The organism is Methylosoma difficile, from assembly GCF_054657615.1.
On sequence record NZ_BAAHYJ010000001.1, the window covers coordinates 130,246 to 142,997 of the forward strand.

The 12,752-nt window shown below is 45.0% G+C and carries 7 protein-coding genes; all 7 read right to left on the reverse strand.

Annotated elements, in window-relative coordinates:
• Nucleotides 1–12: 12 nt before the first annotated feature.
• The 7 genes from fusA to rplJ all read right to left on the reverse strand — a co-directional run bounded on the left by fusA (nucleotide 13) and on the right by rplJ (nucleotide 12,640).
• Entirely contained in the window at nucleotides 13–2,109 is a 2,097-nt protein-coding gene (gene fusA / locus ACYQ1O_RS00745; protein WP_459989581.1) for an elongation factor G, read from the reverse strand.
• Between the two features lie 19 nt (nucleotides 2,110–2,128).
• Entirely contained in the window at nucleotides 2,129–2,599 is a 471-nt protein-coding gene (gene rpsG, locus ACYQ1O_RS00750; protein WP_459989583.1) for a 30S ribosomal protein S7, read from the reverse strand.
• Between the two features lie 17 nt (nucleotides 2,600–2,616).
• Nucleotides 2,617–2,991 carry a 30S ribosomal protein S12 gene (gene rpsL, locus ACYQ1O_RS00755; protein WP_459989585.1) on the reverse strand — a complete coding sequence of 125 codons (375 nt, stop codon included), beginning with the start codon at nucleotides 2,989–2,991 and terminating at the stop codon, nucleotides 2,617–2,619.
• A 182-nt stretch (nucleotides 2,992–3,173) separates the two neighbouring features.
• Complete coding sequence (rpoC, locus tag ACYQ1O_RS00760) at nucleotides 3,174–7,358, reverse strand: DNA-directed RNA polymerase subunit beta' (RefSeq protein ID WP_459989588.1); 4,185 nt, start codon at nucleotides 7,356–7,358, stop codon at nucleotides 3,174–3,176.
• Nucleotides 7,359–7,493: 135 nt separating this feature from the next.
• Nucleotides 7,494–11,570 (reverse strand): DNA-directed RNA polymerase subunit beta, encoded by a 4,077-nt coding sequence (gene rpoB, locus ACYQ1O_RS00765; protein WP_459989590.1) that lies wholly within the window; start codon nucleotides 11,568–11,570, stop codon nucleotides 7,494–7,496.
• A 127-nt stretch (nucleotides 11,571–11,697) separates the two neighbouring features.
• A complete protein-coding gene (rplL, locus tag ACYQ1O_RS00770) occupies nucleotides 11,698–12,075 on the reverse strand; it encodes a 50S ribosomal protein L7/L12 (protein WP_459989592.1) in 378 nt (125 codons plus the stop codon).
• Between the two features lie 37 nt (nucleotides 12,076–12,112).
• Nucleotides 12,113–12,640, reverse strand: coding sequence for a 50S ribosomal protein L10 (gene rplJ / locus ACYQ1O_RS00775; RefSeq protein ID WP_459989594.1), 528 nt, complete (start codon nucleotides 12,638–12,640; stop codon nucleotides 12,113–12,115).
• Nucleotides 12,641–12,752 lie beyond the last annotated feature (112 nt).

The window sequence follows — 12,752 nt, forward strand, 5'->3', positions numbered from 1 at the left end:
ATTTATTCAACTTTATGAAGATTTTTTAACGATTGCCTCTGCTATGCTTGCAGGCGTTTCATTATATTTTGCAAACTGCATTGTATAGGTAGCACGACCCTGTGTAGCTGATCGCAGATCAGTCGCATAACCGAACATCTCCGCTAACGGTACTTCGCAGCTAATCATCTTACCTGAGGGCGTATCTTCCATGCCTTGGATGATACCGCGACGTCGGTTAATATCACCAACCACATCGCCCATATAATCCTCTGGTGTTGCAACCTCAACTTTCATAATTGGTTCAAGCAAAACCGGATTGGCTTTTCTTGCGCCTTCTCTGAAACACATAGAGCCAGCAATTTTGAAAGCCATTTCGCTCGAATCAACATCATGATAAGAACCATCAAATAAAGACACCTTTACATCTAAAACAGGATAACCAGCCAATACACCGCTTTTCAACTGCTCCTGTACGCCTTTATCAACGGCTGGGATATATTCCTTAGGAACAACCCCACCTACAACTTCATTGACGAATTCATAACCAGCCCCTTCATCTTTTGGTTCAATCCTTAACCAAACATGTCCATATTGGCCTTTACCGCCTGACTGCCTTATAAACTTGCATTCATGTTCAACAGCGATTTTCACGGTCTCCCGATAAGCAACCTGGGGCGCACCCACATTAGCCTGGACTCCAAACTCTCTTTTCAGTCTATCGACAATAATTTCTAGATGAAGCTCTCCCATCCCTGAAATGATGATCTGCCCTGAATCGTCATCTGTGCTTACCCTAAACGAAGGATCTTCCTGAGCCAATTTAGCTAAAGCAACACCCATTTTATCTTGGTCTGCTTTTGTTTTTGGCTCTACTGCTACTGAAATTACCGGATCTGGAAAATCCATTTTTTCCAAAACAACTACACTACCGGAATCGCACAGCGTATCGCCGGTGGTCACATCCTTAAGACCAATTGCAGCCGCTATATCACCTGCATACACTTCTTTCACTTCTTCTCTGCTATTGGCATGCATTTGAACAATGCGACCAATGCGCTCTCTTTTCTTTTTTACTGAATTGTATACAGCATCGCCAGAACGCAAAACACCCGAATAAACCCTGAAAAACGTCAATGTTCCAACGAACGGATCGGTTGCAATCTTAAAAGCTAATGAGGCAAATGGTTCGTCATCATTTGCACGTCTTTCTGCCTGACCAACCCCATCATCTAAATGACCAACAATTGCAGGAACATCACTTGGCGCTGGCAAATACTCAATAACAGCATCCAAAACAGTCTGGACACCTTTATTCTTAAAGGCTGAGCCACAAAAAGCAGGAACCAATCTATTAGACAAAGAGCCTAAGCGAATACCTTGACGTATCTCATCAATTGACAAATCACCTTCTTCAAGATATTTGTCCATGAGACTATCACTACCATCAGCTGCTGCCTCAACCATATGCTCTCGCCATTTACTGCACAGCTCAAACATATCAACAGGAATTTCTTTTTCTACAAAAGACATACCCATACTGGCATCATCCCAATATATCGCCTTCATCTTGACCAGATCCACAACGCCTTCAAACTTATCTTCAGCACCGATCGGCAACTGCATTGGAACAGCTCTTGCGCCCAGCCTCTGCTTTATCTGCTCAATGACCCTAAAGTAATTAGCGCCAGTACGATCCATCTTATTAACAAAAACCAAACGTGGAACGTGATATTTATCTGCTTGACGCCAAACCGTTTCAGATTGCGGCTCTACACCACCTACAGCACAGAAAACCGCACAAGCACCATCAAGCACCCTTAACGAACGTTCGACTTCGATCGTAAAATCAACATGACCAGGCGTATCAATAATATTTATACGGTGCTCGTCAAACTGCTTTTCCATACCACTCCAAAAACAAGTGGTAGCCGCAGATGTTATTGTTATCCCTCGCTCCTGCTCCTGCTCCATCCAATCCATCGTAGCCGTACCATCATGCACCTCACCCAACTTGTGAGAAACACCGGTATAAAACAAAATACGCTCAGTTGTTGTTGTCTTTCCAGCATCTATGTGCGCCATAATGCCGATATTTCTATATTTACTTATCGGCGTCTTACGAGCCACAACCGCAACCTTTTTCTAATTACCAACGATAATGTGAGAACGCCTTGTTAGCCTCTGCCATTCTGTGCGTATCCTCACGCTTCTTAGCTGCTGTGCCTCTACCCTCAAAAGCCTCCATCAACTCGCCAGCCAGTTTCTTTGCCATGGTGCGCTCATTCCTTTTACGCGAAGCATCAATCAACCAACGCATTGCCAAAGCCAACCTTCTTGAAGGACGAACCTCAACAGGAACCTGATATGTAGCACCACCAACCCGACGAGATTTAACCTCAACTCTTGGCTGTACATTCTCAAGCGCTTTTGACAATACATCCAAAGGAACCGCATGACCTTTAGACTCAATAACATCTAATGCACCATAGACAATACTTTCAGCGATCGACTTCTTTCCGCTTTCCATAATCATATTCATGAATTTGGTCAGCATAACACTACCAAACCGAGGATCTGGAATTATTTCCCTTTTTGTAGCAACTCTTCTTCTAGACATTTATCACCAACCGAATCTTAGCTCTTAGGCCGTTTTGTTCCATATTTTGAGCGACCACATCTTCTGTTGGTCACACCTGAAGCATCCAAACTACCACGAACCACGTGATAACGAACACCTGGCAAGTCTTTAACCCTACCACCTCTAATCAAGACCACGGAATGCTCTTGAAGATTATGCCCCTCACCACCGATGTAGCTACTTACCTCAGATCCGTTGGTCAACCTAACCCTTGCCACCTTACGTAGTGCAGAGTTTGGTTTTTTTGGTGTTGTGGTATAAACTCGCGTACATACACCTCGTCGCTGAGGACAAGCCTCTAAAGCGGGTACATTGCTTTTTTCTATTCTTTTAGCACGCGGCTTACGAACCAGCTGATTGATCGTGGCCATATCTTCAAATACTCCGGTTTTAATTTAACTGTCAGGCAATAAAAAATTAACCGTCTAGCGACAACATCCACTGACGGTTAAATATGATCCGACTCGACTAAATCACGTTAATTTATGTTAGCTGGCTATAGTACTCGCCATTCTGATTTAGGTCAAGAAGATTTTTATTGTTAGGAATCTTTCTAAATATTTAATGCTTGTTTTAAAGCCTCTTCTGCATCAACAGCCATGCTGTTTTCCGATTCAGATTCAACCTGTGGAACAAACTTGTTTTTACGGGCATCATGGTAAGCAAGCCCTGTACCTGCAGGAATTAATCGACCCACAATTACGTTTTCTTTAAGGCCTATCAAGCCATCACTCAAGCCTCTTACAGCGGCATCCGTCAACACTCTCGTTGTTTCTTGGAATGATGCTGCCGAGATAAATGATTCGGTTGCTAACGAAGCTTTTGTAATACCCAGCAAGATTGACTCATAACTTGCAGGAATCTTACCTTCTGATTCAACCTTGTCATTTTCAAAACGCATTAATGAGCGCTCTACTTGGTCACCTTTCAAGAAACCAGTGTCGCCAGAAGCTGTAATCTCAACTTTTCTTAACATCTGACGAATAATCGCTTCGATATGTTTGTCGTTGATTTTTACACCTTGCAAACGATAAACGTCTTGAATTTCTTTGACCAGATAATTTGCCAACTCTTCAATGCCACGCAATCTTAGAATGTCATGCGGAGTCAATTCACCTTCAGCAATCGTCTCACCTTTTTCTACATATTCACCTTCAAAAACAGTGATGTGACGCCATTTAGGAATTAAGGTTTCTACTTGCTCGCCAGTACCATCGGTAATAATAACGCGCTGCTTACCTTTTGTTTCTTTACCGAATGAAATAGTACCGCTTGTTTCGGCAAGAATGGCGGGGTCTTTTGTTTTACGCGCTTCAAACAAATCGGCTACGCGCGGCAAACCACCGGTAATATCCCTCGTTTTACTGGATTCCTGTGGAATCCTTGCCAGAACGTCACCGACCTTAACTTCTCCGCCGTCCTTAATACCCGCAATCGCGCCAGCCGGTAAGAAGTATTGGGCTGGAATTTCGGTTCCAGGCAAATTAATTCCATTACCGTCCTTATCGGTCAATTTAACCATCGGACGCAGCTCGCGACCAGCACTACCCCTTTGCTTAGGATCAGTAACAACCAGAGAACTCAAACCCGTCACTTCGTCAGATTGTTTCTGTACAGTAACGCCGTCAACGAAATGAATCAATTCAACAATACCGTCCACCTCAGTGATTACTGGGTGGGTAAAGGGATCCCACGTTACAATAATGTCACCGGCGTTAACTTTTGAGCCTTCCTGTACGGACAATACTGCACCGTATGGAATTTTATAGCGTTCACGCTCACGACCGTAATCGTCAACCACGCCAACCTCACCAGAACGGGAAACAGCCACCAAGTTGCCTTCGCGGTTAATAACCGATTTCAAGTTGGTCAGACGGACAGTTCCGGCAGACTTGACCTGTACGTTACTGATAGCAGCTGAACGCGATGCAGCACCACCAATGTGGAAGGTACGCATTGTCAACTGAGTACCAGGCTCACCGATTGACTGGGCGGCGATAACACCGACCGCTTCACCGATATTAACCAAGTGACCGCGTCCTAGATCACGCCCGTAACAAGCAGCACATACGCCATGTCTGTTTTCACAGGTAATGATTGAACGCACCAAAATTTGGTCAACACTTTGTGCTTCCAAAACGGCAACCCAATGCTCGTTTAGCAAAGTTCCTCTTGGTACAACAATATTTTCGCCAGAACCATCCAACACATCGACTGCCGCCACACGGCCTAGCACTCGTTCGGAAAGCGGTTCAACCACATCTCCGCCTTCGATGATCGGCATCATGACCAAGCCATTTGATGTACCGCAATCTTGACTGGTAATTACCAAATCTTGGGCAACATCCACCAATCGGCGTGTCAAGTAACCTGAGTTTGCGGTTTTCAAAGCGGTATCCGCCAAACCTTTGCGGGCACCGTGAGTTGAAATAAAGTACTGCAATACGTCCAAACCTTCCCGGAAGTTCGCGGTAATAGGCGTCTCAATAATAGAACCGTCTGGTTTTGCCATCAAACCACGCATACCTGCTAACTGACGAATCTGTGCCGCCGAACCCCTCGCTCCCGATTCCGCCATCATAAAGATGGAGTTGAAGGATTTCTGTTTGACTGTATTGCCATCACGGTCAACAACAGACTCTTCACCCAAACCATCCATCATCACTTTCGCAACTTGATCGTTAGCATGAGACCAAATGTCGACAACCTTGTTGTAGCGTTCGCCGTCCGTAACTAAACCTGAAGCATACTGGCTTTGGATTTCATTAACTTCGGCTTCAGCGGAAGCAATGATGTCGGCCTTTTTAGCTGGGATCGCCATGTCTTCAATACCGAAAGACACGCCAGAACGGGTTGCGTACCTAAAACCAAGATACATTAACTGATCAGCCAAAATGACAGTGTCTTTATTACCCAAATAACGGTAGCTATAGTTGATTAAACGCGAGATGTTCTTTTTGGTCATATCGCAGTTAACCAAATCGAATGGCATACGGTTAGGCACAACTTCCCAAATCAGCGCACGACCAACCGTTGTATTGACACGGCGGGTTTTCGGAACGCGCACACCCTCTTCATCCAACAACAGCTCAGTTACCCGCAGTTGGATTTTTGACTGTAACTCGACACTTTTAAACTGTAATGCCTTTTGCACTTCGTTCACATCACCAAAGACCGTTCCATCGCCTTTAGCGTTGATCTTCTCACGGCTAATGTAATACAAACCCAAAACCACGTCTTGTGATGGATTGATAACTGGCTCACCGTTCGCAGGCGACAAAATATTATTGGTCGCCATCATCAACGTTCTGGCTTCCAACTGCGCTTCGATTGACAACGGAATATGCACAGCCATCTGGTCGCCGTCAAAGTCAGCGTTGAATGCGCTACAAACTAACGGGTGCAACTGAATGGCCTTGCCTTCAATCAGGGTTGGCTCAAAAGCTTGGATACCTAATCTGTGCAACGTCGGCGCACGATTGAGCAAAATAGGATGCTCGCGGATGACTTCTTCAAGAATATCCCAAACCTCTGCACCTTCGCGTTCAACCATTTTTTTGGCTGCCTTAATGGTTGTCGCCAAGCCACGGAACTGTAATTTGCTAAAGATAAAGGGTTTGAACAGCTCCAAAGCCATTTTTTTCGGCAAACCACACTGATGCAATCTCAGCGTTGGCCCCACAACAATTACCGAACGACCCGAATAGTCAACTCGTTTACCCAACAAGTTTTGACGGAAACGGCCTTGTTTACCTTTAATCATATCCGCCAAAGATTTCAGCGGACGTCTGTTAGTACCGGTAATGGCGCGACCACGACGACCGTTATCCAACAAAGCATCGACCGATTCTTGCAGCATACGCTTTTCGTTACGGACAATAATGTCCGGCGCATTCAAATCCAATAAACGGTTTAGACGATTATTTCTGTTGATGACCCGACGGTACAAGTCATTGAGATCAGAAGTCGCAAAACGACCACCATCCAAAGGTACCAATGGGCGCAACTCTGGCGGCAATACAGGCAACACTTGTAAAATCATCCATTCCGGACGATTTTTAGAGGCCAACAAGGCATCCATTACCTTCAAGCGTTTGGCGTATTTTTTAATTTTTGTTTCAGAGTTAGTGGAATTGATTTCTTCTCTAAGAGTCTCAACTTGCTCTTTTAAATCAATCGCTTTCAACAGATCATAGATCGCTTCCGCACCCATTTTGGCGATAAAATCATCGCCATGCTGCTCTACAGCATCCAAATACTCATCGTCGGTCAACAATTGGCCTTTTTCTAAAGGCGTCAAACCTGGATCAAGTACTACGAAAGATTCAAAATACAATACACGCTCAATTTCTCTGAGCGTCATATCCAATAATAGGGCGATACGCGAAGGCAATGATTTCAAAAACCAAATGTGTGCGACAGGGCTTGCCAAATCAATATGCCCCATACGCTCGCGGCGTACTTTTGACAAAGTCACTTCAACGCCACATTTTTCGCAAATGACACCGCGATGCTTTAGGCGTTTATATTTTCCGCACAAACATTCGTAATCGCTGACAGGGCCAAAAATCTTGGCACAGAACAATCCGTCACGCTCTGGTTTGAATGTACGGTAATTGATCGTTTCTGGTTTTTTAACTTCACCATAAGACCAAGACCGAATCATGTCTGGTGATGCCAAGCCAATACTGATGCCATCAAAGTCATCGGCACGGCCTTGGCGTTTTAAGAAATTCATTAAATCTTTCAAGAGAGTCTCCCCTTTTTAATTGGCTCCGGCTGCGCCGAAGCTGGGTATATCAGTCATCAAATCAAGTTTGGGTAAAAGCCAATAGCGACTTTTACCCTGAATAGCAAACCTTAGCGTTGGCGATTATTCGCGATCCAACTCTATATTGACGGCTAAAGATCGGATTTCTTTAATCAATACATTGAATGATTCCGGCATACCCGCTTCCATTTTATGGTCACCATCGACAATATTTTTGTACATACGCGTACGTCCAGTGACGTCGTCCGATTTGACCGTGAGCATTTCCTGCAAGGTATAAGCGGCACCGTAAGCTTCCAATGCCCAAACCTCCATCTCACCGAAACGCTGACCACCAAACTGGGCTTTACCACCCAACGGCTGCTGCGTAACCAAGCTATATGGCCCGGTAGAGCGCGCATGCATTTTGTCGTCAACCAAGTGGTTCAATTTCAGCATGTACATGTAGCCTACTGTGACTTCACGCTCGAACGGCTCACCTGTCAAACCATCATACAAAACGGTTTGACCGTGTTCTGGTAAATCGGCAAGTTTCAACATCAGACGAATGTCATCTTCGCTAGCACCATCGAATACAGGGGTTGCCATCGGCACACCGGCAACTAGATTGCTGGCCATCTCAATGATTTCAGCGTCGGAGAACGAATCCAAATCTTCTTTTCTGCCACTGCTGTTGTAGATTTTTTCCAAGAATCCACGAATTTCAATGACTTTGGCCCGTGCTTCCAGCATTTTGCCGATTTTAATACCCAAGCCTTTGGCAGCCCAACCTAAGTGGGTTTCCAAAACCTGACCAACGTTCATCCGCGAAGGTACGCCCAACGGGTTTAGAACGATGTCAACGGGATTGCCATCGGCGGTATAAGGCATGTCTTCAATGGGCCTAATCATCGAGATAACACCTTTGTTACCATGTCGACCCGCCATTTTGTCACCCGGCTGGATACGGCGTTTGACCGCCAAGTAGACTTTGACCATTTTCAACACGCCAGGAGGCAGATCATCACCCATGGTGATTTTCTTCTTTTTGATCTCGAATTTTTCTTCGAAATCTTTGCGCTGTTGTTCGATTTGGGCAGCAACTGTTTCTAATTGCAGATTAAGCTCTTCGTCTTTCATTTTGATTTTTAACCAATCTGAATGCTTTAAGCCTTGCAAATAGTCTTCGCTAATTTCTGTACCGGCTTTCAATTGCGCCGGGCCTGACTGTGCGACTTTGCCCATCAATAACTTGGCGACACGGTCAAAAATATCACCTTCCAAGATTTTTAATTGGTCATCCAAATCTTTGCGGTAACGTTTGATTTCTTCTTGTTCAATATCCAATGCGCGTTTGTCTTTTTTAACACCATCGCGTGTAAAGACCTGCACATCGATAACTGTACCTTCGATACTGCTCGGTACACGCAAAGAAGTATCTTTTACGTCAGCGGCTTTTTCACCGAAGATAGCCCGTAACAATTTTTCTTCGGGTGTCAGCTGGGTTTCGCCTTTGGGAGTCACTTTACCAACAAGAATGTCCCCACCTTTAACTTCTGCACCTACGTAAACAATGCCGGACTCATCCAACTTGGACAAGGCTTCTTCACTGACATTAGGAATATCGGCAGTGATTTCTTCAGGGCTGTGCTTGGTATCTCGAGCGACACAAGTTTTCTCTTCGATATGGATAGTGGTGAAACGATCTTCTTTTACAACACGCTCGGAGACCAAAATGGAATCCTCGAAGTTGTAACCATTCCAAGGCATAAATGCCACCAGCATATTCTGGCCTAACGCCAATTCGCCCATATCGGTTGATGGGCCATCGGCAAGGATGTCACCGGCATTAACGGTGTCGCCCAATTTAACCAATGGTTTTTGGTTAATACAGGTGTTTTGGTTTGAGCGGGTGTATTTGGTCAGATTGTAAATATCCACACCAGGCGTGCCAGACTCTGTTTCTGTGTCGTTAACCCTTACCACGATTCTGGCAGCATCGACCATTTCGATACGTCCACCACGACGGGCAACCACGGTCACACCGGAGTCTTTCGCTACGGTGCGTTCCATCCCCGTACCCACCAATGGTTTTTCGGCGCGCAACGTAGGTACCGCTTGGCGTTGCATGTTGGAACCCATTAATGCACGGTTCGCGTCGTCATGCTCCAAGAACGGAATAATGGAAGCCGCGACCGAAACAATCTGCTTAGACGATACGTCCATGTATTGCACGGTATCGGACATCGCCAAGGTAAACTCGTCCTTATGGCGGCAAGACACCAAACCGTCAACCAATCGGCCACTTTCATCAACCGGCACAGACGCCTGGGCAATAACATATTCGCCTTCTTCAATCGCAGACAAATAATCGACGTTTTCAGTTACGATGCCATCAACCACCTTACGGTAAGGTGTTTCTAGGAAACCATAATCGTTCGTGCGGGCATAAACCGACAAAGAGTTAATCAAACCAATGTTCGGACCCTCTGGTGTCTCAATTGGACACACGCGACCATAATGGGTGGCGTGAACGTCACGAACCTCAAAACCAGCCCGCTCGCGCGCCAAACCACCAGGTCCCAAAGCTGATACCCGGCGTTTATGGGTAACTTGTGACAACGGATTGTTTTGGTCCATAAATTGCGACAGCTGGCTAGAGCCAAAAAATTCTTTAACCGCTGCAGAAACTGGTTTGGCATTGATGATTTCTTGTGGCATCAAGCCTTCAGAATCAGCCAACGTCAGACGCTCCTTCACCGCACGCTCAACGCGCACCAAACCGACACGGAATTGGTTTTCAATCATCTCGCCCACTGAACGCACGCGACGATTGCCCAAATGGTCAATATCGTCAACATTGCCGTTACCATTGCGGATGTTTATCAGCTCTTTTAAAACATCAATAATGTCTTCTTTCGTTAACGTACCTGTGCCAGTGACTTCTTCACGTCCAAGGCGACGGTTGAATTTCATCCGGCCAACAGCCGACAAATCATAACGCTCGTCGGTAAAAAACAGGTTTTGGAACAAGTTTTCCGCTGATTCTTTCGTTGGCGGCTCACCAGGTCTCATCATCCGATAAATTTCGACCAATGCTTCCAGTGTATTGGTGGTCACATCCAAGCGCATTGCGTTAGAAATGTAAGGGCCTCTATCCAAGTCGTTAACATACAAAGTATTGATATCAACAATACCGGCATCGATTACTTTATCCAGTAAAACTTCACTGATTTCATCGTTAACATTGGCAATCAATTCACCTGTCGATTGGTCAATCAGGTTGTGCCCTAATATTTTGCCGACCAAGTATTCTCTAGGCACAACAACTTCGGTCAACCCCGCTTTGCTCATTTCGCGGATGTGTTTTGCGGTAATTCTGCGGCCTTCTTCAACCAGAACAGTTTCGCCAGCTTTTATATCAAACGCAGCAATTTCGCCGCGCAAACGCTCGGGTACAAACTGGAACAAACACTTTTCTGCGCTGACAGTGAATTTGTTGGTTTCGTAAAACATTTTAATCATGTCTTCATTGTCGAAACCTAATGCTCTCAGCAAAATTGTTGCTGGAATTTTTCTACGACGGTCAATTCGCACATAAACGCAGTCTTTATGGTCAAATTCAAAATCTAACCAAGAACCACGATAAGGAATCACTCTGGCATTAAACAGCAATTTGCCTGAAGAGTGGGTTTTACCTTTGTCATGATCGAAGAAAACGCCTGGTGAGCGGTGCAACTGGGAAACAATAACACGCTCAGTACCATTAATGACAAACGTGCCATTTTCGGTCATCAGCGGCAATTCACCCATATAGACTTCTTGCTCGCGAATATCTTTTACAACCTTTGCATTAGCAGGCGCATCTTTGTCATAAATGACCAAGCGCACCAATACCCGCAATGGCGCAGCAAAAGTTGCTCCTCTTTGTTGACATTCCCTTACATCAAATACAGGCTCTCCTAACCGATACCTAACATATTCGAGTACCGCATAACCGGAATGGCTTTCTATAGGGAATACACTAGAAAATGCCGCATGCAAACCTATATCTGCACGCTTCTCGGGAGCCACACCTGATTGCAGAAAACTTGCATAGGAATTAATTTGAGTGGCTAAAAGGTAGGGAACTTCAAGCACTTCATGGCTTTTCCCAAAATTGTTTCGAATACGCTTTTTTTCGGTAAAAGAGTAGGACATATCGCTTCCAAACTTTTTTCATAAGAGGGGTGTTTTTACTGTAAACCTTTTGTAAACAGTAAAAGGCCGGTGACTTTATGCCACCAGCCATGCTTTTATGGCTTACGCCAAAGATTTGTCGATGTACTTATTTGATATCGACGGTCGCGCCAGCTTCCAGAAGTTGTTTTTTGATGTCTTCAGCTTCTGCTTTAGCAACGCCTTCTTTCAGGACAGTTGGAACGCCTTCAACAGCGTCTTTTGCTTCTTTCAAGCCCAAACCGGTGATGCCACGGACGGTTTTAATAACAGCTACTTTGTTTTCGCCAAAACCTGTCAACACAACATCAAACTCAGTTTGCTCTTCAGCAGCAGGCGCAGCAGCACCAGCAGCAGGCGCAGCAGCAACTGCAACTGCAGCAGCAGAAACGCCAAATTTTTCTTCCATTGCTGAAATCAACTCAACAACGTCCATCACGCTCATGTTAGAGATAGCTTCTAAGATATCTTCTTTAGTAATTGCCATTTTTATTGTGCCTCAATAGGTTTTCTGTATTAAAAGCTTACGCAGCTTCTTTCTGTTCTTTAATCGCTGCAACGGTGCGAACCAATTTTGCGTGCGGCTCTGCCAAAGTACGGACAAATTTCTCAATCGGTGCTTTCATCACCGCCATCAGCAAGCTGATTGCTTGATCGCGGGTTGGCAATTTGGCCAATCGACTCAATTCACTTGAGTCATAAACTTGACCGCCTATAGCAACAACTTTAGGGATTAATTTGTTATGTTCTTTTGCAAAATCACCAATCAATCGAGCCGCACAACCAGGATCATCCATTGAAAATGCAATCAACATAGGCCCAACAAGCCCAGATTGCATACATTCAAATTCTGTCCCTGCTACGGCACGTCTTGCCAAGGTGTTTTTTACCACTCGCAGATAGACGCCTGTTTCTCTTGCTGTTTTACGCAACGCAGTTAATTCCGTTACGGTCAAACCGCGATATTCTGCTGCAATAGCAGAATGGGCTTTAGCAGCGATTGCAGCAACTTCTTCTACGACAGCTTTTTTGCCATCTAAATTTAGTGCCACAGCTTATCTCCGATATATTTCTGAATTATCAGATTAACAAAACGCATCTTTTATAAAACCGTAAAGTCTTCCTTTACTTATTTTAAAGACGCAGCTTACGGTTCTTTACCTA